Source organism: Pantoea sp. LS15 (assembly GCF_012241585.1).
In the GTDB taxonomy this organism is placed as follows: Bacteria; Pseudomonadota; Gammaproteobacteria; order Enterobacterales; family Enterobacteriaceae; genus Enterobacter.
In genome coordinates this window covers 245,408-266,539 of record NZ_JAAVXA010000004.1, presented here as the reverse complement: position 1 = coordinate 266,539, position 21,132 = coordinate 245,408, and the positions used below count along the sequence as shown (strand labels likewise).

The 21,132-nt window shown below is 58.3% G+C and carries 24 protein-coding genes and 1 riboswitch; of the genes, 21 read left to right on the top strand and 3 right to left on the bottom strand.

Going from position 1 to position 21,132, the window contains the following annotated elements; translation table 11 throughout:
• Positions 1-450 precede the first annotated feature (450 nt).
• Positions 451-625, top strand: a riboswitch (cobalamin riboswitch).
• A gap of 100 nt (positions 626-725) precedes the next feature.
• Genes HED65_RS09080 through cobT form a run of 21 tightly spaced genes read left to right on the top strand, consistent with a single transcriptional unit; the run spans position 726 to position 17,830 of the window.
• On the top strand, positions 726-2,105 hold the full coding sequence (locus tag HED65_RS09080; protein ID WP_114978316.1) for a cobyrinic acid a,c-diamide synthase CobB: 1,380 nt from the start codon (positions 726-728) through the stop codon (positions 2,103-2,105).
• Positions 2,102-3,061, top strand: coding sequence for an adenosylcobinamide-phosphate synthase CbiB (gene cbiB / locus HED65_RS09075; protein WP_114978315.1), 960 nt, complete (start codon positions 2,102-2,104; stop codon positions 3,059-3,061). The genes HED65_RS09080 and cbiB overlap by 4 nt, the downstream gene beginning before the upstream one ends.
• 12 nt (positions 3,062-3,073) lie before the next feature.
• The gene (locus HED65_RS09070) at positions 3,074-3,706 is read left to right on the top strand and encodes a cobalt-precorrin-8 methylmutase (protein WP_114978314.1); all 633 of its coding nucleotides are present in this window, start codon (positions 3,074-3,076) and stop codon (positions 3,704-3,706) included.
• Positions 3,703-4,842: a cobalt-precorrin-5B (C(1))-methyltransferase CbiD gene (gene cbiD / locus HED65_RS09065; protein WP_114978313.1), complete on the top strand. Its 1,140-nt coding sequence runs from the start codon at positions 3,703-3,705 to the stop codon at positions 4,840-4,842. The genes HED65_RS09070 and cbiD overlap by 4 nt, the downstream gene beginning before the upstream one ends.
• Positions 4,836-5,441 (top strand): cobalt-precorrin-7 (C(5))-methyltransferase, encoded by a 606-nt coding sequence (locus HED65_RS09060; protein ID WP_114978312.1) that lies wholly within the window; start codon positions 4,836-4,838, stop codon positions 5,439-5,441. Before cbiD ends, HED65_RS09060 begins: the two co-directional genes overlap by 7 nt.
• Complete coding sequence (locus HED65_RS09055; RefSeq protein WP_114978311.1) at positions 5,431-6,000, top strand: decarboxylating cobalt-precorrin-6B (C(15))-methyltransferase; 570 nt, start codon at positions 5,431-5,433, stop codon at positions 5,998-6,000. The genes HED65_RS09060 and HED65_RS09055 overlap by 11 nt, the downstream gene beginning before the upstream one ends.
• Positions 5,993-6,766 carry a cobalt-precorrin-4 methyltransferase gene (locus HED65_RS09050; RefSeq protein ID WP_114978310.1) on the top strand — a complete coding sequence of 258 codons (774 nt, stop codon included), beginning with the start codon at positions 5,993-5,995 and terminating at the stop codon, positions 6,764-6,766. Before HED65_RS09055 ends, HED65_RS09050 begins: the two co-directional genes overlap by 8 nt.
• A complete protein-coding gene (cbiG, locus tag HED65_RS09045; protein ID WP_114978309.1) occupies positions 6,747-7,802 on the top strand; it encodes a cobalt-precorrin 5A hydrolase in 1,056 nt (351 codons plus the stop codon). The genes HED65_RS09050 and cbiG overlap by 20 nt, the downstream gene beginning before the upstream one ends.
• Positions 7,802-8,527, top strand: a complete 726-nt coding sequence (locus HED65_RS09040) for a precorrin-3B C(17)-methyltransferase (protein WP_028019172.1) — start codon at positions 7,802-7,804, stop codon at positions 8,525-8,527. Before cbiG ends, HED65_RS09040 begins: the two co-directional genes overlap by 1 nt.
• Positions 8,524-9,309: a cobalt-precorrin-6A reductase gene (locus HED65_RS09035; protein WP_114978308.1), complete on the top strand. Its 786-nt coding sequence runs from the start codon at positions 8,524-8,526 to the stop codon at positions 9,307-9,309. Before HED65_RS09040 ends, HED65_RS09035 begins: the two co-directional genes overlap by 4 nt.
• Positions 9,310-9,319: 10 nt before the next feature.
• Complete coding sequence (gene cbiK / locus HED65_RS09030) at positions 9,320-10,114, top strand: sirohydrochlorin cobaltochelatase (protein ID WP_114978307.1); 795 nt, start codon at positions 9,320-9,322, stop codon at positions 10,112-10,114.
• Complete coding sequence (locus tag HED65_RS09025; protein ID WP_028019169.1) at positions 10,111-10,824, top strand: cobalt-factor II C(20)-methyltransferase; 714 nt, start codon at positions 10,111-10,113, stop codon at positions 10,822-10,824. The genes cbiK and HED65_RS09025 overlap by 4 nt, the downstream gene beginning before the upstream one ends.
• Positions 10,821-11,558, top strand: coding sequence for a cobalt ECF transporter S component CbiM (gene cbiM / locus HED65_RS09020; protein WP_114978306.1), 738 nt, complete (start codon positions 10,821-10,823; stop codon positions 11,556-11,558). Before HED65_RS09025 ends, cbiM begins: the two co-directional genes overlap by 4 nt.
• A 1-nt stretch (position 11,559) precedes the next feature.
• Positions 11,560-11,841 (top strand): energy-coupling factor ABC transporter substrate-binding protein, encoded by a 282-nt coding sequence (locus HED65_RS09015; RefSeq protein ID WP_028019167.1) that lies wholly within the window; start codon positions 11,560-11,562, stop codon positions 11,839-11,841.
• Positions 11,828-12,505, top strand: a complete 678-nt coding sequence (locus HED65_RS09010) for an energy-coupling factor ABC transporter transmembrane protein (RefSeq protein ID WP_114978305.1) — start codon at positions 11,828-11,830, stop codon at positions 12,503-12,505. The genes HED65_RS09015 and HED65_RS09010 overlap by 14 nt, the downstream gene beginning before the upstream one ends.
• A gap of 11 nt (positions 12,506-12,516) precedes the next feature.
• Complete coding sequence (locus HED65_RS09005) at positions 12,517-13,335, top strand: energy-coupling factor ABC transporter ATP-binding protein (protein WP_114978304.1); 819 nt, start codon at positions 12,517-12,519, stop codon at positions 13,333-13,335.
• A complete protein-coding gene (locus tag HED65_RS09000; protein ID WP_114978303.1) occupies positions 13,332-14,855 on the top strand; it encodes a cobyric acid synthase in 1,524 nt (507 codons plus the stop codon). The genes HED65_RS09005 and HED65_RS09000 overlap by 4 nt, the downstream gene beginning before the upstream one ends.
• Positions 14,852-15,403 (top strand): bifunctional adenosylcobinamide kinase/adenosylcobinamide-phosphate guanylyltransferase, encoded by a 552-nt coding sequence (cobU, locus tag HED65_RS08995; RefSeq protein ID WP_114978302.1) that lies wholly within the window; start codon positions 14,852-14,854, stop codon positions 15,401-15,403. The genes HED65_RS09000 and cobU overlap by 4 nt, the downstream gene beginning before the upstream one ends.
• Positions 15,394-16,152 (top strand): adenosylcobinamide-GDP ribazoletransferase, encoded by a 759-nt coding sequence (gene cobS / locus HED65_RS08990; protein ID WP_114978301.1) that lies wholly within the window; start codon positions 15,394-15,396, stop codon positions 16,150-16,152. Before cobU ends, cobS begins: the two co-directional genes overlap by 10 nt.
• 3 nt (positions 16,153-16,155) lie before the next feature.
• A complete protein-coding gene (gene cobC, locus HED65_RS08985; protein WP_114978300.1) occupies positions 16,156-16,764 on the top strand; it encodes an alpha-ribazole phosphatase in 609 nt (202 codons plus the stop codon).
• Positions 16,765-16,774: 10 nt separating this feature from the next.
• A complete protein-coding gene (gene cobT / locus HED65_RS08980) occupies positions 16,775-17,830 on the top strand; it encodes a nicotinate-nucleotide--dimethylbenzimidazole phosphoribosyltransferase (RefSeq protein WP_114978299.1) in 1,056 nt (351 codons plus the stop codon).
• A gap of 48 nt (positions 17,831-17,878) precedes the next feature.
• Here cobT and HED65_RS08975 read toward each other — a convergent pair whose 3' ends face one another.
• The 3 genes from HED65_RS08975 to hpxO are packed head-to-tail and all read right to left on the bottom strand — an operon-like array spanning position 17,879 to position 21,032.
• Positions 17,879-18,814, bottom strand: coding sequence for a PDR/VanB family oxidoreductase (locus HED65_RS08975; RefSeq protein WP_114978298.1), 936 nt, complete (start codon positions 18,812-18,814; stop codon positions 17,879-17,881).
• Between the two features lie 11 nt (positions 18,815-18,825).
• Positions 18,826-19,860 carry a molybdenum cofactor-independent xanthine hydroxylase subunit HpxD gene (hpxD, locus tag HED65_RS08970; protein ID WP_114978297.1) on the bottom strand — a complete coding sequence of 345 codons (1,035 nt, stop codon included), beginning with the start codon at positions 19,858-19,860 and terminating at the stop codon, positions 18,826-18,828.
• Positions 19,861-19,877: 17 nt separating this feature from the next.
• Positions 19,878-21,032: an FAD-dependent urate hydroxylase HpxO gene (hpxO, locus tag HED65_RS08965; RefSeq protein ID WP_114978296.1), complete on the bottom strand. Its 1,155-nt coding sequence runs from the start codon at positions 21,030-21,032 to the stop codon at positions 19,878-19,880.
• Positions 21,033-21,132 lie beyond the last annotated feature (100 nt).

Genomic DNA, 21,132 nt, shown 5'->3' with positions numbered 1-21,132 from the left:
TTCCACCTTTCTGGTCTGCAAATTCTGAAGCATAGTGTCATGAGGATATCCCTCGTACCTTGATATACCGCAAATTCTCCCCTGGATAACCTACATATTATTCTGCAATTCTGCTGAATACGTTACGCATCAATAAAGCCACACGAACTTACGTTGAATAGCAATATTATGTGCTAGCCAGGTTTTAATACCTTAATGAATTTTGATCACGATAAAATGAAAAAATATCAAGTGGTGCAATAACTTGTCGTAGCGCAATAAATATTGAGATTTTAAGCGTAATTATCTTTGCTTTTAATTTTTTGTGATAAAACGTTGAGTTATTGAGGAAGGTGTCAATTATTCTGGCGCCACGTTTTACACAGCATGTATTTCATTACGGTTAAGTATTTGCCTAAGGTGAAGTGAAACGCCGTAAATAGCATTGCTGTTTTATAACGCGCTATTTTCTCATTATGTAAGCCGACCGGTTTGCCACATTTGTGGTAGGGAAGGGGGTGATAATCCCCCGCAGCCCCCGCTGCTGTGATGCTGACGACCCCGTAATGACCACTGATCGTGAGATTGGGAAGGACGGGCGAGGAGGACGCTAAGCCAGAAGACCTGCCTGTCGGGAACGTTCAACAACTTCGGTGGGAAGTGGGTTGTACTGATACATCATACAGTCGAAAGACTGGGGTTACGTGTATCTATACCTCCCGACCACCCTGGACAGGATCAGGGCCATGGCGGCAAAGCAGTACGCGTTTGTTCTTGCAGGTACCGGAAGCGGTTGTGGTAAAACCACGGTGACGCTAGGCCTGTTGAGTCTGTTAAAACAGCGTGGGTTACGCGTCCAGCCATATAAAGTGGGCCCTGACTATCTTGATACCGGCTGGCATACCAAAGTCAGCGGTACGTCCTCCCGCAACCTCGACAGCTTCATGCTCCCTGAACCGATACTCAACGCGCTGTTCTGCGAGCATATGCAGCAGGCGGATATCGCAGTGATTGAAGGTGTGATGGGGCTGTATGACGGCTACGGCACGGATCCGAATTATTGCAGCACCGCCGCGATGGCAAAACAGTTGGGCTGCCCGGTGATACTGCTGGTGGATGGCAAGGCGGTCTCGACTTCAATTGCTGCCACGGTAATGGGCTTTCAGCGATTTGATCCCACCCTCAATATTGCCGGGGTGATTGTCAATCGCGTCAACAGCGAATCACATTATCAGTTGCTCAAAACGGCAATTGAACACTACTGCACGGTACCCGTCCTGGGTTATGTGCCGCGCGTTGAAGGCGTCGGTTTGCCCGAGCGCCATCTGGGACTGGTCACCGCCCGGGAGTCGGTCGCGGACCTGCAGACCTGGCAAAATTTTGCCGCCATTCTCGAACGTACGCTGGACATCGGACAACTTCTCTCGCTCAGCCAGATGGTGTCACTGCCGCAGGGCTCCTGGGCTGCGCTCCCTGATGGGGACGCCGGGCGCGGGTTGACGCTCGCGATGGCCGATGACGAGGCCTTCAACTTCTATTATGCGGATAACATCACGCTACTCGAACGTACCGGGGTCGACATTATCCGCTTCAGCCCGCTGCGCGACACCCATTTACCTGACTGCCAGATGGTCTGGCTCGGGGGCGGTTACCCGGAGCTGTACGCGGCACGGCTTGCGGAAAACACCACGATGCTTGCCAGCCTGCGGGAGGCGCATCGGCGAGGCGTGGCGATCTACGCCGAGTGTGGTGGGCTGATGTATCTCGGCAGCACGCTGGAAGATAGCGCGGGGATCACCCACCGGATGGCCAATGTTATCCCCGGCCGCAGCAGGATGGGTAAACGGCTGACCCGTTTTGGCTATTGTGAGGCGCAGGCGCGCCAGTCCACGCTGCTGGCCGATAGCGGAGAGGTGCTGCGTGGGCATGAATTTCACTATTCCGACTTCTCTCCCCAAACCCCCGCGGTACTGGCGTGTCGCAAAGTACGCGATGGCGTAACGATGCAGGAGTGGGCGGGCGGCTGGCAGGTTGGCAACACGTTCGCAAGCTATCTGCACCTCCACTTTGCCCAACGCCCCATGATGCTCAACCGCTGGCTGACGGCGGCGAGGGGGGCGCTATGACCCTGCTGGCGTGGTGCGTCGCGTGGTTGCTTGATGTCATCATCGGCGACCCGCAAAACTGGCCGCATCCGGTGCGCTGGATAGGCAACCTGATCAATGCGATGCAGCGGAGTATTCGCCGCTGCTGTCATAGCGACACGGCGCTACGCATTGGTGGCGGCGTCATGTGGCTGGTCGTGGTGGGGCTGACCTGGGGCATAGCCTGGGGCGTACTGGCGCTCGGACGGATGGTTCATCCCTGGCTGGGCTGGGCGATTGAGGTGTGGATGATGTTTACCGTGCTGGCCGGGCGCTGTCTGGCAAACGCTGCACGGGACGTTGAACGTCCTCTGCGAGCGGGCGACCTTGATGAAAGCCGCGAAAAACTCTCCTGGATAGTGGGACGCGATACGTCTCAACTTCAGCCGGAACAGATCAACCGGGCGGTGGTGGAGACTGTCGCGGAGAACACGGTCGATGGCGTTATCGCCCCACTGTTTTTCCTCATGCTGGGCGGTGCGCCTCTGGCGATGGCCTATAAGGCAGTGAATACCCTCGATTCAATGGTGGGCTACAAGCACGAAAAATACCGTGCGATCGGCATGGTCAGCGCCCGTATGGATGACCTGGCGAACTATATCCCCGCTCGTCTGAGCTGGTTTCTGTTGAGCATCGCGGCGTGGCTATGCCGTGACGATTTCTCCCGCGCGCTGCGCCTCGGCTGGCGCGACCGCTACAACCACAGCAGTCCCAACTGCGCGTGGGCAGAAGCGACGGTCGCTGGCGCGCTGGGCATCCGGCTTGGCGGACCCAACGACTATTTTGGTCAGCGCGTAGAAAAGCCGTGGATTGGCGAGGCGCTGCGCCCGATTGCGGTAGACGACATTTCCCGAACGATTCGACTGATGTGGGTTTCCTCCACCCTGGCGCTGGCGCTGTTTATCGCAGCACGCTGGTTGATGGTTGGCGTGGCCTGAGGACAAGAGACAATGCAATACATCCAGCAACCCCAGGCGATTGAAGCCAAAAGTTTCGACATCATTGGCGAGATCATTCGCGAAACGCGGCCGGAATACCGGTTTGCCAGCCCACTGCATGAGGCGATCATCAAGCGGGTGATCCATACCACCGCAGATTTTGACTGGCTGGATATTCTCTGGTTTTCAGATGATGCACTGGAACAGCTTTGCGCGGCGCTCCGTCGCCCGTCAGTTATCTATACCGATACCACGATGGCGCTCTCCGGGATCAACAAAACGCTGCTGGCGACATTCGGGGGTGAATGTCGCTGCTATATCAGCGACCCGCGGGTGGTGGCGCAGGCAAAAGCACAGGGAATAACCCGCTCGATGGCGGCGGTGGATATCGCAGTGACGGAAGAGAGCGAGAAGGTCTTCGTCTTTGGTAACGCGCCAACGGCGCTGTTTCGCCTGCTTGAGCATGATGTTGCTGTCAGCGGCGTGGTGGGTGTTCCGGTGGGTTTTGTGGGGGCGGCGGAATCGAAAGAGGCGCTGACGCACAGCAATTTGCCCGCGATTGCGGCTCTTGGGCGCAAAGGCGGCAGCAATGTGGCGGCGGCGATTGTGAACGCCATGCTCTATTACCTGCAGGGGGCGCGATGAGCGATTCAACCTTCGATGCCCCGGTATGGCATAACGGGAAGGCGTTACGTAAAGGCTACACCACCGGTTCCTGCGCAACCGCGGCAGCGAAAGTCGCCGCACTGATGGTGCTGCGCCAGCATCTTATTCATCAGATCTCCATTGTGACCCCCTCCGGTGTCACGCTATGTCTGAACGTGGAGTCGCCGCACATTGAAGGTCAGCAGGCGATTGCGGCCATCCGCAAAGACGGGGGTGATGATGTCGATGCCACGCACGGTATGCTGATTTTCGCCCGCGTGACGCTCAATGACAGTGGCGAGATTACGCTTTCGGGTGGCGAAGGCGTGGGGACCGTCACGCGCAAAGGAATAGGCCTGCCCATCGGCAGTGCGGCGATCAACCGCACGCCACGTCACACCATTGAATCCGCAGTGCGCGAGGCGATTGGCCCGACGCGCGGGGCTGACGTTGAAATCTTTGCGCCTGAAGGTGAAGCGCGGGCGCAGAAAACCTACAACTCACGCCTCGGGATCCTGGGCGGGATTTCGATTATCGGCACCACCGGCATTGTCACACCGATGTCAGAAGAGAGCTGGAAACGCTCGCTCTCTCTGGAGCTGGAGATTAAACGCGCGGCGGGGCTGGAGCGGGTCGTGCTGGTGCCGGGCAATCATGGGGAGCGATTTGTGCGCGAGCAGATGGGCATTGATGAAGATGTCGTGGTCACCATGAGCAACTTTGTCGGCTACATGGTCGAAGAGGCGGTGCGGCTGGGGTTTCGCCAGATAGTGCTGGTCGGCCATCCCGGCAAACTCATCAAAATTGCCGCCGGGATTTTTCACACCCACAGCCATATCGCCGACGCGCGCATGGAAACGCTGGTGGCACATCTGGCACTGCTCGGCGCACCGCTGGAGTTACTGACCCTCGTCAGCGATTGCGATACCACCGAGGCGGCGATGGAGCATATCGAAACCTGGGGTTTTCAGGCTATTTACAACCACCTCGCCAAACGTATCTGCCTGCGCGTGATGCAGATGTTGCGCTTTACCAAAACTCCGCCGACCTGTGACGCCATTATGTTTTCCTTTGATAACCAGGTGCTGGGTAGCAACCGCCCGGTCGAGGCGATCGCCCGGGAGCTGCAATGTTAACGGTTGTGGGAATGGGACCTGCGGGATTGCATCTGATGACGCCCGCTGCGCGCGAAGCCATTGAACATGCCGATGCGCTGGTCGGCGGAAAACGTCATCTGCTGCAGTTCCCGGCGTTTTGCGGCGAGACATTTGTCCTGGGCGCTAACATTCCGGAGCTGCTGACCTGGATTGAGGCGCGTCAGGCGAAAAAGGTGGTGATTGTCGCCTCCGGCGATCCGCTGTTTTACGGCATCGGATCGCGAATGGTGGCGCATTTCGGTATTGCGCGCGTGCACATTATTCCCGGCATTAGCGCGGTGCAGTACCTGTGTGCGCAGGCGGGCATTGATATGAATGAGATGTGGCTGACCAGTAGCCATGGTCGCAGCGTGAATGTTGATGAGCTGGCACGGCATCGCAAAGTGGCGATGGTCACCGATAACCAGTGCGGGCCGAAAGCGATTGCCGCGCAGCTGGTGGCACGTGGTAAGGGCCATCGCTGGATGGTCATTGGTGAAAACCTGGCGATGGAAAACGAACGGATCTACTGGCTGCCGGTCAGTGAGGTCAGTGCCGACTATGAAATGAATGCAGTGGTGATCCTCGATGAAAGATGAACTGTTTTTGCGCGGCGAAACGGTGCCGATGACCAAAGAGGCGGTACGCGCCCTGGCCATCTCGAAGCTTGCGCTGCATCGCGCCAGCCACCTGATTGATGTCGGCGCGGGGACCGGGAGTGTGTCGATAGAGGCGGCGCTGCAGTTTCCCTCGCTGCGAGTGACGGCCATTGAACGTAACCCTGCGGCTCTGCAACTGCTTGCGGAAAATCGCCAGCATTTTACCTGTCACAATATCGCTATTTTGCCGGGCGTTGCGCCATTACCGGTGGCAGATAAGGCCGATGCCGTATTTATGGGCGGCAGCGGTGGCCATCTGACATCGCTTATTGACTGGTCCATGCGCCAGTTACATCCGGGCGGACGTCTGGTCATGACGTTTATCCTGATGGAAAACCTCACAACCGCGCTGGCCCATCTGCAGCAGATCGGCGCGCAGGACATTGATTGCCTGCAAATGCAGGTCTCCGCACTGGCGCCGCTTGGCAGCGGCCACTATTTCAAACCGAACAATCCCGTTTTTGTTATCGCCTGTCAGAAGGAAGAACACCATGTCTGAGACGTTTGATTCCCGTTGCGTGTGGTTTGTCGGTGCTGGTCCCGGCGATCGAGAGCTCATTACGCTCAAGGGATACCGGTTGCTGCAGCAGGCGCAGGTGGTCATCTATGCCGGTTCGCTTATCAATACCGAACTGTTGGCATATTGCCCACAGGGGGCCGAATGCCACGACAGCGCGGAACTCCATTTAGAACAGATCATTGGCCTGATGGCGGCGGGCGTGAAGGCCGGAAAAACGGTGGTACGTTTACAGACCGGTGATGTCTCGCTCTACGGCTCCGTCCGGGAACAGGGTGAAGAGTTGACCAAACTCGGCATTGCCTGGCAGGTGGTACCTGGCGTCAGCGCCTTCCTCGGTGCTGCGGCGGAGCTTGGGGTGGAATACACCGTGCCTGAAGTCTCACAGAGCCTGATTATTACCCGCCTCGAAGGCCGTACGCCGGTGCCCGAGCGTGAACAGCTGGAGTCATTTGCCAGCCATCAGACCTCAATGGCGATTTATCTTTCGGTCCAGCGTATTCATCGGGTGGCGGAACGTCTGATTGAAGGCGGTTATCCAGACACCACGCCCGTTGCCGTCATTTATAAAGCGACCTGGCCGGAAAGCCACACCGTACGCGGCACGCTGGCAGATATCGCCGACAAAGTACGCGAGGCGGGGATCCGGAAAACGGCGCTCATTCTGGTCGGGAAGTTCCTGGGCGAGGAGTATCACTACTCAAAACTCTATGCCGCGGATTTTAGCCATGAATACCGTAAAGCCTGAGGCTATTGCGCTGTTTTGCCTGACCCCGGGCGGCGTGCGGCTGGCAAAGCGCCTGGCGGCAATGCTGCCGGTAACCTGTTTTACCAGCGAGCGTTTGCAGGAAGAGGGTTTTGTTCCCTTCGACGGCGGCTTTGCCCCGGCGGTTCGCGAGGCGTTCACGCACTACCCGTCGCTGATTTTTATCGGCGCAACCGGAATTGTGGTGCGCGTCCTGGCACCACTCATCCACGACAAACTGAGCGACCCGGCGGTGGTGGTCATCGATGAACGTGGGCAGCACGTGATTAGCCTGCTTTCCGGCCATGCTGGCGGGGCGAATGCACTGACCCGCTATCTGGCGGGAATACTGGGGGCTGACCCGGTGATTACCACCGCCACGGACGTCAACGAGATGGCCGCGCTGGATACCCTGGCCATCCAGATGAACGCCCGAATGAGCGATTTCCGAACGGCAGTAAAAATCGTCAACCAGATGCTGGTGAGCCACCAGCGGGTAGGGCTGTGGTGGGATGCGGAACTCGATGACGACGTCAGTCAGTGTGATCGGCGCGGGTTTATCACCGTGAGTGACCTGCAGCACCTCCCGGAACTGGATGCGCTGGTGTGTATTACGCTGCGGAACACGCTGCCGGAACTGCCATTGCCGCACTGGAAGCTGGTCCCTCAGCGGGTCGTGGCGGGTATCGGCTGTCGACGCGACACACCGTTTCCGCTGCTGGCAACCCTGCTGGCGCGTCAGTTCGAGGCGCAACGGCTCGACCCACTGGCCCTAAAAGCGATTGGCAGCGTCTCCCTTAAAAAAGACGAAGCGGGCCTGCTCCAGCTTGCCGCCTGCTGGGGTGTGCCGTTTGAAACCTTTACCGCTGACGCGCTGCGTGAGCACGAACATCGCTTTCCGGCCTCACCGTTTGTGCGCCAGACGGTAGGCGTGGGAAGCGTCTCGGGTCCGGCAGCGTGGCTGCTGAGCCATGGGCAACTACGAGGAGAAACCCTGCGCGAACAGGGCGTCACTATCACTTTGGGAGTTTCACACTGATGTTAACCGTAATTGGAATCGGCCCTGGCTCGCAGGCCATGATGACCATGGAAGCTGTAGACGCGCTGCAGGCGGCAGAAATCATCGTTGGCTACAAAACCTATACCCATCTGGTGAAGGCCTTCACCGGCGACAAACAGGTGATCAAAACCGGTATGTGCAAAGAGATTGAACGCTGTCAGGCGGCGATCGAGCTGGCGCAGGCCGGGCATAACGTCGCGCTTATCAGCAGCGGCGACGCCGGTATTTATGGGATGGCGGGGCTGGTGCTGGAGTTGGTCAGCAAACAGAAACTGGACGTTGAGGTTCGCCTTATCCCCGGAATGACAGCCAGTATTGCCGCCGCATCTCTGCTTGGCGCACCGCTGATGCACGATTTTTGCCACATCAGCTTAAGCGATCTGCTGACGCCGTGGCCGGTCATCGAAAAACGTATTGTCGCCGCGGGAGAGGCGGACTTTGTCATCTGTTTCTATAACCCGCGCAGCCGGGGTCGCGAGGGCCATCTGGCACGGGCGTTTGAGCTGCTGTCCGCCAGCAAAAGCCCGCAAACGCCGGTAGGGGTAGTGAAGTCTGCCGGGCGTAAAAAGCAGGAGAAGTGGTTAACCACGCTGGGCGACATGGACTTTGAACCGGTCGATATGACAAGCCTGGTGATCGTCGGAAATAAAGCCACCTTCGTTCAGGAGGGGCTGATGATCACACCCCGGGGTTATGTACTGTGAACTATGGCGGCGTGCTGGTCATGGGCGGCACCAGCGATGCCCGCGCGATCTGCCAGCAACTGGATGCGGCGGGCGTGGCCTACACCCTGTCGGTGGCGACGCCAACCGGGCAGCGGCTGGCGGGCGACATTAACGGTCGGGTGCGCTGTGGCCGCCTGGAGACGCAGCAGATGGTTGACTGGCTGGCGGAAAACAGAACCCGCTGGGTGATTGACGCTTCGCATCCCTACGCTGAGGTGGTCAGCCGCAACATCCTGACGGCCTGTGAAACGGTGGGGGTGTTGCTTAGCCGCTATCAACGCCCCGAACAACTCTGCGATCTGACGCATCCATTGCTTTACAGCGTGCCGGGAATTGAAGAGGCCTGCGACATCGCGCGGCGGTTTGGCGAACGCGTGCTGTTGACCACCGGCAGTAAAGATCTGGCGCGCTGGCGCGCAGGTCTGCCGGAGAAAACGCTATTGGCCCGGGTTTTGCCGGTGCCCGAGGTCATTGAGCAATGCGCCGGACTTGGCTTTGGCGTCACCGAGATCTTCGCTATGTGCGGGCCCTTCAGCGCTGAATTTAACGCGGCGTTTTATCGTCATTGCCGGGCTGATGTGATGATTACCAAAGCCTCCGGCGCAGAAGGTGGCTATCAGGAGAAGGTTCAACCCTGTCTGGATGCGGGCATCCCCTGCATCGTGATTACACGCCCGGCACCGCTGGTGACGGGAGAGGAATTACTGGAAAGTCAGGCCGCATTCGCCGGGCGTTTAGCGCGCTGGCTGGCCGCTGATTAAGGAGTTAGAGATGAAAAAGGCGCTTCTGGTGGTCAGCTTTGGTACCAGCTACCACGATACCTGCGAGAAGAACATTGTGGCGTGCGAGCGTGCGCTGGCGGAAAGCTGCCCTGACCGCGAGCTGTTTCGGGCTTTCACCTCCGGGATGATCATTCGCAAGCTCAAACAGCGTGATGGCATTGAAATCGATACGCCGCTGCAGGCGCTGAAAAAGCTTGCGGCTCAGGGATATCAGGATGTGGCGATTCAGTCTCTGCACATCATCAACGGCGATGAGTACGAGAAAATCGTCCGTGAAGTGCAGAGCCTGCGTCCGCTGTTTACCCGCCTGACGCTGGGGGTACCGCTACTGAGCAGCCACGACGATTACGCGCAGCTGATGCGCGCATTGCAACAGCAGATGCCGACGCTTGGGGCCACGGAAAAAGTGGTGTTTATGGGCCACGGTGCCAGCCATCACGCCTTTGCGGCCTATGCCTGCCTCGACCACATGATGATGGCCCAGAGCTTCCCGGCCCGCGTCGGCGCGGTGGAGAGCTATCCGGAAGTCGACATCCTGATTGAGAGTCTCGGCAAAGAAGGCGTCACCGCCGTGCATCTGATGCCGCTGATGCTGGTGGCCGGCGATCACGCCATCAACGATATGGCCTCTGACGACGAGGACTCCTGGAAGACGTTGTTTAACGCCGCCGGGATCACGGCGACGCCGTGGCTGAGCGGGCTGGGTGAAAACCCGGCGGTACGCGCAATGTTCGTCGCCCATTTACAGCAGGCGCTAAGTATGGCGCTGGAGGAGGCGGCATGAGCGGCAAACTGTACGCCCTGAGTACCGGACCGGGAGCGCCGGATCTTATCACCGTGCGTGCCTCACGGATCCTTGGTTCGCTGGATATTCTCTACGCCCCGGCGGGCCGCAAAGGCGGCGATAGCCTGGCGCTTTCTATCGTCCGGGCGTTTATCGGCGAACAGACCGAAATCCGCTGCTGCCACTTTCCCATGAGCGCCGACAGTGCTGAAAAGGAGGCGGTGTGGGATGAGGTGGCCGATGCGTTAGTGCGTGAGGTGAACGACGGGAAACAGGTTGGTTTTATCACCCTTGGCGATGCCATGCTGTTCAGCACGTGGGTGTTCTTACTTCAGCGCATTGGCAGCCCGGACTGGCTGGAGATTGTGCCCGGCGTGACGTCGTTTGCCGCGATTGCCGCGCGTTCAAAAATGCCGCTGGCGATGGAACAGCAGTCTCTGGCGGTGATTTCCTGTACCGCGCCGGAAGCGGAGATTGCGCACGCGCTGCAGCAACACGACAGCCTGGTGCTGATGAAGGTCTATGGCCGGTTTGCGCGCATCAAAGCGCTGCTGACGCAGGCCGGACTGCTGGACTGTGCACTGATGATGTCAGAGGCCACGCTCCCCGGCGAGCAGTGCTGGCGGCATCTGGATGAGGTTGCTGATGACCAACCGTTACCCTATTTCTCGACCATTCTGGTCAACAAACAGTGGGAGTATGCGCAATGAAACTCGAACAACAGCTTAAACAGCTGTCATTAAGTGGCCTGGCGGTGGCGCTATTGCTGATGGTGGTGCCGGAGCAGGCGTTCGCGATGCATATCATGGAAGGGTTTTTACCGCCGATGTGGGCGCTGGCGTGGTGGCTGCTCTTCTTACCGTGTCTATGGTACGGGCTGGTGCGCCTGCGTCGTATCGTGCAGGAGGATAATCACCAGAAAGTTCTGCTAGCGCTGTGCGGGGCGTTTATTTTCGTGCTGTCGGCGCTGAAGATCCCATCGGTAACCGGCAGTTGCTCGCATCCGACCGGTGTTGGGCTCGCCGTTATTCTGTTCGGGCCAGGTGTCGTCGCCATCCTCGGCGCCATCGTGCTGCTGTTTCAGGCGCTGCTACTGGCGCACGGCGGTTTAACCACGCTTGGCGCGAACGGCATGTCGATGGCGGTGATTGGACCGGTTGTCGGGTACATGGTGTGGAAGATGGCCTGCCGTGCCGGGCTTCGTCGTGATGTCGGGGTCTTTTTGTGCGCCATGCTGGCGGATCTGGTGACCTATTTTGTTACCTCGGTCCAGCTTGGTGCGGCGTTCCCGGACCCGGCAACGGGTGCCGCGGGCTCGATGGTGAAATTCATGGGCATTTTCTGCCTGACGCAAATCCCCATCGCCGTTGCGGAGGGCTTGTTAACCGTAATGATTTATGACCAGTTGACCAAACGTCGGCTGATTACCGCGCAAGGATACTGAGATGAAAAAGACACTGATGCTGTTGGCGATGGTGCTTGCCCTGATCGTAATGCCATTTTTTATCGATCACGGTGGCGAATTTGGGGGCTCGGATGGTGAAGCCGAAAATCAAATCCAGGTTGTGGCGCCTCATTACACACCATGGTTCACACCGCTCTATGAACCCGCCAGCGGCGAAATTGAAAGTCTGCTGTTTACGCTCCAGGGATCCATTGGCGCAGCGGTGATTTTCTATATTTTGGGCTACACCAAAGGCAGACAGCGCCGTGATGACCGGGCTTGACAGGCTGAGCTACCAGAGCCGTTGGGCTCACGTTGCCCCGGAACGCAAGTTTCTGCTCTGGCTGGTGCTGATGACTCTGGCGTTTGCGCTGCCGCCGCTGGGGCAGGGGATCGTACTGGCGCTGACGGCGGGATTGACCTGCTGGCTGCTGCGTATGACCTTCTGGCGCTGGTGTCGCTGGATGTCGCTGCCGTTTGGCTTTCTGCTGGTTGGGGTGCTGACGATCCTCTTTAGTGTCACCCGTGACCCGCATACGCTGGCGGTGAGCGTTCCGGTGGGGCACTACTGGCTGGGGATAACCGCTTCCGGGCTGACCGCCGCGAATGAAACCTTCTGGCGCAGCCTTACCGCGCTGGCGGCAACCTTCTGGCTGGTGCTGAACTTGCCGTTTCCGCAGCTGATTGTGCTGCTTAAGCGGGCGCGTGTGCCGCGCCTGCTTACCGAGCAGATTCTGCTGACCTGGCGCTTTATTTTTATTCTGCTGGACGAAGCGCTGGCGATTCATCGCGCGCAGACGCTGCGTTTTGGCTATCGTAGCCTGCCAAAAAGTTATCGCTCGCTGGCGATGCTGGTCGGTTTGCTGTTTACCCGGGTGCTGATTCGCTATCAGCAGATGGCGACCACGCTGGATATTAAACTCTACCAGGGTGATTTTCCCCTGTAAGGAATCGCACCATGCTTACCACCGCCGATCTCTGGTTTCGCTATCAGGAGACGTATGTACTCAAAGGGCTGACGCTGGATTTTTCGACACATGCCGTCACCGGGCTTGTGGGGGCCAATGGCTGCGGAAAGTCGACGTTATTTATGAACCTGAGCGGTCTGCTGAAGCCGCAACAGGGGGCGGTGCTGTGGCAGGGAAAGCCGCTGGACTACAGCAAGCGCGGACTGCTGGCGCTCCGTCAGCAGGTCGCAACGGTGTTTCAGGACCCCGATCAGCAGATCTTCTATACCGATATCGATAGCGACATCGCCTTCAGCCTGCGTAACCTCGGCGTAGCGGAACCGGAGATTGCGCGGCGCGTCGACGATGCGCTGACGCTGGTCGACGCGCAGCGTTTTCGCCAGCAGCCGATCCAGTGCCTGAGCCATGGGCAAAAGAAGCGGGTCGCCATTGCCGGGGCGCTGGTGCTGGGAGCGCGCTATCTTCTGCTGGACGAGCCCACGGCCGGGCTTGATCCTTCAGGACGCTCGCAGATGATCGAGATCATCAGACGTATCGTGGCGCAAGGGAACCACGTGGTGATCTCCAGTCATGATATTGACCTGATTTATGAAGTCAGCGATGCCGTTTACGTGCTGCGCCAGGGAGAAGTGCTGGCGCACGGCGCGCCGGGTGAGGTCTTTGCCCGCGATGAACTGATGGAACGGGCCGGATTAACGCAGCCCTGGCTCGTCAAACTGCACGCGCAGCTTGGCCTGCCGTTGTGTAAAACCGAAGATGAATTTTTCAGCCGTATGCGACAAAAAAACGTAATGAAGGAGGCCTCATGACGCAGGCAATTATGTTGCAGGGCACCGCTTCTGACGTCGGCAAAAGCGTCCTGGTGGCGGGGCTGTGCCGGATTTTTTATCAGGATGGCCTGCGTACCGCGCCGTTTAAATCGCAGAATATGGCGCTCAACTCCGGTATCACGCCGGAGGGAAAAGAGATGGGTCGCGCGCAGATCCTTCAGGCGCAGGCGGCGGGGATTACGCCGGACGTACGGATGAATCCGGTATTGTTAAAACCAACCAGCGACCGTAAAGCGCAGGTGGTGCTGATGGGACAGGTGGCAACCGATATGGACGCGGTCAGCTACCACGAGTACAAACCGCGCCTGCGGGAGCAGATCCGCGATGTCTATAACAGCCTGGCCGGGGAGTATGACGTGCTGGTGCTGGAGGGCGCGGGCAGCCCGGCGGAGATTAACCTGCGTGATCGCGATATCGTCAACATGGGCATGGCCGAAATGGCGCAGTGCCCGGTGATCCTCGTGGCGGATATTGACAGAGGCGGTGTATTTGCCGCCATCTACGGTACGCTGGCGCTTCTGCACGACCACGAGCGGGTGCGCGTGAAAGGGGTCATCATCAATAAATTTCGTGGCGATGTTGCGCTGCTTTACTCGGGTATTGAGCAGATAGAAAACCTGACCGGTGTGCCGGTACTGGGCGTAATGCCGTGGCTGGATGTCGATCTGGAAGACGAAGACGGTGTGGCGCTGCAAAAGGGAAAATACTTGCGAACCGCGCAGCGTGATATCGACATCGCCGTAGTGCAGGTACCGCATATCTCCAATTTCACCGATTTTAACGCCCTGGCGGCACAGCCCGATGTTCGCGTGCGCTATGTCCGTTATCCCCATGAGCTGGCGGGGGCGGATCTCGTGATTCTACCCGGCAGTAAAAATACGCTGGGGGATCTGGCCTGGCTGCGGGAAAGCGGTATGGCGCACGCTGTGCTGCAGTCCCACCAACAGAACGTACCCATCATGGGCATTTGTGGCGGCTACCAGATGCTTGGCGACACCATCATCGATGAGGTTGAGTCGGGGATGGGAACCCAGCCAGGGCTGGGTCTACTCCATACCGTGACCCGCTTCGCGCAACGAAAAACCACGACGCAGGTTTCGGCGCAGATGGCGTCGGCGCTCCCGGCGTGGCTGACGTTGGCATCGGGCATTAAGGTGCAGGGCTATGAAATTCATATGGGAGAGACCCGTCTGACATCCGACGATTATCCGGCACTGTTTCTGGAAAAAGAGGGCGAGCGCATAGCAGACGGTGCCATCAGTGCTGACGGGCAGGTAATAGGGACGTATCTCCATGGATTATTCGATAACGATGCCTTCACGCGCGCGATGGTGGATGGCTTACGCCAGCGCAAAGGACTGGCGCCATTAGACGTTGCGGTAGATTACGCCGCCTGGAAAGCGCAACAGTTTGATCTCCTTGCCAGCGCGATGAGAGAACATATTGATATTAAAAAGATTTATCAAATAATGCGGGAGCATCAGGAGGTGGGCGCATGATTTTAGTCACCGGAGGCGCGCGCAGCGGGAAAAGTGCGCACGTCGAACAACTGGCGGCGGCGCATTGCGAGCGCGTGCTGTATATCGCGACATCAGTGATTACCGATGAAGAGATGGCGCTGCGTGTTGACAAGCACCGCGCTCAGCGTCCTGCGCACTGGCGAACCTGGGAAGGGTATCGCGATCTGGGCGACGTGATTCGCCATCAGGTGCAGCCGGGTGAAGGTGTTGTCCTGGAATGCGTCACCACCCTGTTGTCGAACCTGCTCTATGATGCCAGCGGCGGTGCTTCGCCGGAGACTCTCGATTTTTCCGCGCTTGAGGCGGTGTTGCAACAGCAGGTGGATGACCTGATTGCGGCCTGCCAGCAGTCAGCGGTGCCAGTTTATATTGTGACCAATGAACTGGGCATGAGCATCACGCCAGAGAATCGGCTGGCGCGTCATTTTGTTGATATTGCCGGGCGTGCGAACCAAAAGCTGGCGCAGGCGGCGCAGGAAGTGTGGCTGGTTGTCTCGGGAATTGGAGTAAAGATTAAATGCCGTTAAAAATGTTGTGGGCGACGCTGGGATTTATTACCCGCATTCCGGTGCCGCAAAAATGGAGCGACGGTGTTGATTTCTCGCAATACGGCCGTGGCGTCCCCTGGTTCCCCGTGGTGGGGTTGATCGTTGGGGTCCTGGCCGCCTTAGGCTATCTGGCGGTGAGCCAGAGCGGCGGGGGGATTTATATCGGTGCCGTCGCCTGGGTACTGGCGCTGGTACTGCTGACCGGTGGGTTTCATCTGGACGGTCTGGCGGACACTTGTGATGGCGTGTTTTCTGCCCGCACCCGTGAACGGATGCTGGAGATTATGCGCGATAGTCGGTTGGGGACCTACGGTGGTCTGGCCATCGTATTCTGCATCCTTATCAAAGTCGCTACGGTGATCTCCCTGGCTCACCTTCCGGTTTATACCCTGTTTGCGCTGCTGGTGTGCGCGCCAATCGTTGGGCGAACGGGAATGGTATTGGCCATGTACCGGCAGCACTATGCGCGCGAAGGTGCAGGGATGGCAATCGCCTATCTCGGCCATATCAGCGGCAAAGAGACGATCATTACCCTCTGCACCGGCGTGATGCTCGTGGTGGTGATGGCGGGAATGCGCGGGCTTGTCGCCAGTGTCATCACCTGGATGGTCGTCAACGCGGTAAAGATCTTTTTAAGCCGCCGACTGAATGGGCTGACGGGGGATACCCTGGGCGCGATGGAGGAGATCGGCGAAATGGCCTTCCTTCTGGCGCTTCTGTGGGTTTGATGCATGCGTATTTTTCTGGTTCGGCACGGTCAAACAACCGCCAACATCAGCGGCGTGTTTTACGGGAGCACCGATCTGTCACTCTCACCGCAGGGTATTGCGCAAAGCCAGCGTGTTGCCGGGTACCTGTCCGGAGTCGCGTTCGGACAAACGCGCGTCAGCACGCTGCAACGTTCACAGCAAACGGCGCGGCTTATCGTGCCGACAGCCCATGATGTCCATGTGGATGCGCGTCTTAATGAGCTGGATTTTGGTGAATGGGAGATGCGGCACTTCAGCGACATCGAAAAAGAAAATCCCGCGTCGTGGCAGCGCTGGATGGATGACTGGCAAAACGCCACGCCGGACGGTGGCGAGGCGTTCCCGCATTTCGCCGCGCGCGTCAGGGCGGCGGCAGATGAGATGAGTCAACTGCAGCAGCGCGAAGACACGCTTATTGTGGCGCATCAGGGTGTGCTTAGCCTGCTGCTGGCAACCTGGTTAGGGATGCCCGTGGCGGCAATGTGGCATTTCCCGTTCAGTCACGATGCCTACACGGTTGTTGAAAATCGGGCCGGGTATTGGGTGTTACGCGTATTTAATGGCAGAAACGTTTGGCAAACTGAGGAGTGAGGGTGTGAGGATGGAGACAGTGAAGGACCTGGCAGCGGCCATCAGACCGCTTGATAAACAGAAGATTCAGGCGGCCTCGCGGCATGTTGATGGCTTAATAAAGCCGACAAACAGCCTCGGTCGGCTGGAGAGCCTGGCTATACAGCTTTCGGGAATGTGGGGAATCGACAGGCTCGATAATCTGCAAAAAGAGATTATCGTCATGTGCGCCGACCATGGCGTATTTGATGAAGGTGTGGCCGTGACGCCGAAAGTGGTGACCTGGCTTCAGGCCGTCAATATGCAAAAGGGGTTGACTGGCGTATGCGTGCTGGCCCGCAATAGTCAGACGTCAGTGCTGCCCGTTGACATCGGTATTGACGGCGAGCCTATCGACAATATGCTCAGTCTTAAACTCTCTCGTGGCTGCGGTAATATCGCACAGGGGCCGGCGATGAGCCGTCAGGATGCTGAACACCTGCTGCTGGCGAGCGCCAGCCTCGTTAAACAACGCGCTCAGGAGGGGATCTCCATCTTTGGCGTTGGCGAGCTTGGTATTGCCAACACGACACCGGCTTCGGCAATCATCAGCGTACTGACCGACAGCGATCCGCATGATGTGGTGGGGATTGGGGCTAATTTGCCGCAGGATCGGGTCCAACATAAGGAAACCATTGTCCGTCAGGCGATACGCATTAACCAGCCGGATGCGCGCGATGCGGTTGATGTTCTGGCCAAAGTCGGTGGCTATGACCTGGTGGGCATGACCGGAGTGATATTGGGCGCTGGCGCATGCGGGCTGCCCGTGGTGTTAGACGGTTTTCTCTCGTATGCCGCGGCCATCGCCGCCTGTCAGATTGCACCAGAAGTTAAGAACTACTGTATTCCCTCTCATTTTTCCGCCGAAAAAGGTGCCAGACGTGCGCTGGAGCATCTTGGGCTGGCGCCGTTTATCCATCTTGATATGCGTCTTGGTGAAGGGAGCGGTGCCGCGCTGGCAATGTCTATCGTCAGTGCGGCCTGTGCAATGTACTGCGAGATGGGGCAACTGGCGCAAAGCGGCATTGAGTTGCCCGTTCCGGCGTGACGGCGAATCAAAAACCCTGGGATAGTAGTATCGCAGGGTTTTTTCACTTTACAGCCCGATCACCAGCTCCCCGGAATGACTCCGCGAACAGCACAGTGCCACCTGCTGTTCCGTTGCGCTTTTTTCCGTCTCCGACTGCACGCTATCCCGGTGATCCACCACGCCGTCAATTACTGGCGTCAGGCACGCTCCGCAGATCCCCATCTCACAGGAAAGCGGGACCGCCACGCCATTTTCCTGCAGCACCTGGGCGATGGTCTTATCCGCAGGCACCGGCCAGCGTTCGCCGGTGGAGGCCAGTTTGACCGTAAAGATCTCGCCCGCTTCGCCGCTTGCGACAGGGGCAGCGGGATGAAACGCCTCGCTGTGAAGTTGGGCATCCTCCCATCCTTTCGCCGTCGCGACCTCCCGCACTTTTTCCATGAATCCTGCCGGACCGCAGATCCAGGCGTGAAGCCCCGACTCAGCCACCGGGAGATGCTCAGCCAGCGCTGAGCGCGGGCTGCTGGTATGAATGATGCACTCAGCAAACGGTGAGAGTTCGCGGGTAAACGCCGCGCTTTCCCGCTGTCGGACGTAATAGTGCAGCGTAAACGGTGTTCCGGCCGCCTTCAGTTGCAGAGCCATCGCATACAGCGGCGTAATGCCAATCCCTGCCGCCAGCAGCAAAACCCGTTCTGCCGGAAGAAGCGGAAACAGATTGCGCGGGGCAGAGATCAATAATTTCTGACCGGGACGCAGTGTATCGTGCACATAGCGGGACCCGCCGCGCGAGGCGGCTTCCCGTCCCACACAGATTAGATAGCTCGCGCTTTGGTGCGCTCCGGTCAGGGAATACTGACGGACCAATCCACAGGGCAGGTGTACGTCAATATGCGCCCCGGGCTGCCATGCCGGCAGCGCTTCGCCGTTTTCAGTCACCAGCCTGACGGCGAGGCTTTTGTCGCCCTCACGCCAAATCCCGTCAACAATCACGCTCAACATATCGGCCTCCGTCATACCAGGAAAAATTCGCCAAAGCCCATTTTTTTCAGTCCACGGCGGTAGGCAATTGAGCTTTTATCTGCGGGAATATGGGCTTCCAGCTTCAGGTCCAGCGGCAGGCTTTCCGGGCGCTGGGTTTCGACCATCAGACGATCCTCTTCAAAAATGCGCAGATTGAAGGCATGCACATCTTCCACCGGAATATGCAGGTCAAAATTACGCGCGATAGGGGCGAACATGCGGGTGACGCGTGATGACACGGGCGACGCGGCATTCATGATCACCAGTCTCGATTCGCCCGGAAAATGAATCGTCAGGGTGGCGGTAAATGGCAGATGCATTTCAAAATGGCGCAACCACTGGAACCCTTCCGGCGCCTGCACGTCCGAGCTGGCGGGATAGTTGCTGACTGAACTCCAGTAATCCGCCACGAAGCCGAACGGCGTCTCCTGCGGCTGATAGGTAGGTACGATTTGGTTATTCGGGTCAGCAAAGGTATCAGTGTGGATCCAGGCAAAGTGCGCCACATCCAGAAAACCCTCCACCTGGCGACCGGCGAAACCGTTCACCTCAAATGCCGGGCAGTTAATCTGTTGAAATCCGTCGTCATCCCAGTGCGGCATGCTGGGCAGCGGCACTGGATTGTCCGGGTCAAACGCCAGGCAGGTCCAGATCAACCCAAAGCGTTCCTCCACGGCGTAGTTAATCAGGTTCAGCTTCGCCGGAACGGGTTGGTCGGGGCTGGACGGAATGCGGTTACAGCGTCCATCTTCCCCAAAGCGTAAACCGTGGTAAGGGCAGATAATCCCGTGCTCATCATGAAAGCCCAGCGTCAGCGGCACGCCCCGGTGAGGACAAACATCCCGGGCGACCACAACCTGATCGTTAATCCTGTAAATCACCAGTTGTTCATCGAGCAGGGTCGCTTTGACCGGCGCCGGGCCGATGTCACAGGCACGGGCGACGGGGTGCCAGCATTTTGCCAGACGCAGCCAGTCCTCTGGCTCAAAGGTACAATGGGCGGGTGGAGTCGGTTCTCTTTTCATCGTTATCCCTCTTGTCTTCAGCCTAATGGTCCGCCCTGAATGGTGTCGCACAGACCCTTGATGATGCGCTCTCCGGTCTCCTCTTTGAGTTCCTGGTACCAGGCCTGTGTCAGCGTCATGTCTTTCCCGTGGGTGACGTCGCAGCGTTTGCGGGCTTTTAGTACCAGGTCACGAACCCGGTCGCAGCGCAGCGCTTCATACTGTCGCAGTGCCAGCATGATGTTATGGTTGTCACGCAGACAGTCCCCGAGCACCACCGCATCCTCCATGGCGGCGCAACCGCCCTGGCCGATATCCGGTGTGGTGCTGTGTCCGGCATCGCCGAGAAGTGCCACCTTGCCGCGCACCAGGCTGTCGAACGGTTCGATATCGTGAATTTCGATGCGGTTGGTGGTCTCGGGATCCAGCGCCGCGATGAGCTTCTGCACAGGCGGTGCCCAGCCGCGGAAGTAGCCGGTGAGATCGGCCCGCACTGTCGTGCGGTCTTCCGCCAGCCCGAGAGGAAGCGGAACATCAAAAAAGAAATAGAAGCGACCGCCTGAGACGGGCATCAACGACACGCGTTTGCCTTCCCCTACGAAGGTTGTCCACTGGTGAGCGGGAGCAATCTCTTCATCAATCTTCACCAGCCCGTTCCAGTTAACGTAGCCTGCGTAGCGGCGCTCGGGTGTATACCCCAGCACGTAGGGGCGCACCGCAGAGTGACTCCCGTCGGCGGCAATCAGGAAATCCCCGGTTGCGGTAGTGCCATCGGTGAAGGTCACTGTGACGCCAGCGTCATCTTCACTGACATGTTCGACGCGCTTGCCAAACTGTACCTTGTCGCGCCCCCAGAAGGTCAGCATCTCGCGTTGAAGTTCCGTACGCGAGACGGGGCAGGGGCGTCCACCGGTGCGCTCGACCAGCGGGGCAAGGCTAAAGCGGGTCAGGGTATCGCCGCGTCGGTAATCTTTGTAGGCCATGAAACGCATAGGGCCACCATAGGTTTCAACGATGTCACCCATACCCAGGTGCTGCATACATTTCACCCCATTAGGCCAGATGGAGATGGCCGCGCCGACGGGCTTGATCTCTTTTACGGCTTCATACACGGTACAGTCGATGCCCGCTTTTCTGAGCGCGACAGCGGCGCTCAGACCGCCGATACCCGCGCCAATGACGATTGCTCTCATGCTTCTCTCCTTTTGCAGGGTGTAAAGACATTCAGCAATTTGCGTACCAGGCTGCAGAGCGGCGAAAAGGGCATTGTGAGAGGTGACGTTGCACTGCTAA

Excerpts from the sequence above, each read along its gene's own strand:
- HED65_RS09080 (WP_114978316.1), top strand. The coding sequence starts at position 726 with ATGGCGGCAAAGCAGTACGCGTTTGTTCTTGCAGGTACCGGAAGCGGT.
- cbiB (WP_114978315.1), top strand. The coding sequence starts at position 2,102 with ATGACCCTGCTGGCGTGGTGCGTCGCGTGGTTGCTTGATGTCATCATC.
- HED65_RS09070 (WP_114978314.1), top strand. The coding sequence starts at position 3,074 with ATGCAATACATCCAGCAACCCCAGGCGATTGAAGCCAAAAGTTTCGAC.
- cbiD (WP_114978313.1), top strand. The coding sequence starts at position 3,703 with ATGAGCGATTCAACCTTCGATGCCCCGGTATGGCATAACGGGAAGGCG.
- HED65_RS09060 (WP_114978312.1), top strand. The coding sequence starts at position 4,836 with ATGTTAACGGTTGTGGGAATGGGACCTGCGGGATTGCATCTGATGACG.
- HED65_RS09055 (WP_114978311.1), top strand. The coding sequence starts at position 5,431 with ATGAAAGATGAACTGTTTTTGCGCGGCGAAACGGTGCCGATGACCAAA.
- HED65_RS09050 (WP_114978310.1), top strand. The coding sequence starts at position 5,993 with ATGTCTGAGACGTTTGATTCCCGTTGCGTGTGGTTTGTCGGTGCTGGT.
- cbiG (WP_114978309.1), top strand. The coding sequence starts at position 6,747 with ATGAATACCGTAAAGCCTGAGGCTATTGCGCTGTTTTGCCTGACCCCG.
- HED65_RS09040 (WP_028019172.1), top strand. The coding sequence starts at position 7,802 with ATGTTAACCGTAATTGGAATCGGCCCTGGCTCGCAGGCCATGATGACC.
- cbiK (WP_114978307.1), top strand. The coding sequence starts at position 9,320 with ATGAAAAAGGCGCTTCTGGTGGTCAGCTTTGGTACCAGCTACCACGAT.
- HED65_RS09025 (WP_028019169.1), top strand. The coding sequence starts at position 10,111 with ATGAGCGGCAAACTGTACGCCCTGAGTACCGGACCGGGAGCGCCGGAT.
- cbiM (WP_114978306.1), top strand. The coding sequence starts at position 10,821 with ATGAAACTCGAACAACAGCTTAAACAGCTGTCATTAAGTGGCCTGGCG.
- HED65_RS09015 (WP_028019167.1), top strand. The coding sequence starts at position 11,560 with ATGAAAAAGACACTGATGCTGTTGGCGATGGTGCTTGCCCTGATCGTA.
- HED65_RS09010 (WP_114978305.1), top strand. The coding sequence starts at position 11,828 with ATGACCGGGCTTGACAGGCTGAGCTACCAGAGCCGTTGGGCTCACGTT.
- HED65_RS09005 (WP_114978304.1), top strand. The coding sequence starts at position 12,517 with ATGCTTACCACCGCCGATCTCTGGTTTCGCTATCAGGAGACGTATGTA.
- HED65_RS09000 (WP_114978303.1), top strand. The coding sequence starts at position 13,332 with ATGACGCAGGCAATTATGTTGCAGGGCACCGCTTCTGACGTCGGCAAA.
- cobU (WP_114978302.1), top strand. The coding sequence starts at position 14,852 with ATGATTTTAGTCACCGGAGGCGCGCGCAGCGGGAAAAGTGCGCACGTC.
- cobS (WP_114978301.1), top strand. The coding sequence starts at position 15,394 with ATGCCGTTAAAAATGTTGTGGGCGACGCTGGGATTTATTACCCGCATT.
- cobC (WP_114978300.1), top strand. The coding sequence starts at position 16,156 with ATGCGTATTTTTCTGGTTCGGCACGGTCAAACAACCGCCAACATCAGC.
- cobT (WP_114978299.1), top strand. The coding sequence starts at position 16,775 with ATGGAGACAGTGAAGGACCTGGCAGCGGCCATCAGACCGCTTGATAAA.
- HED65_RS08975 (WP_114978298.1), bottom strand. The coding sequence starts at position 18,814 with ATGTTGAGCGTGATTGTTGACGGGATTTGGCGTGAGGGCGACAAAAGC.
- hpxD (WP_114978297.1), bottom strand. The coding sequence starts at position 19,860 with ATGAAAAGAGAACCGACTCCACCCGCCCATTGTACCTTTGAGCCAGAG.
- hpxO (WP_114978296.1), bottom strand. The coding sequence starts at position 21,032 with ATGAGAGCAATCGTCATTGGCGCGGGTATCGGCGGTCTGAGCGCCGCT.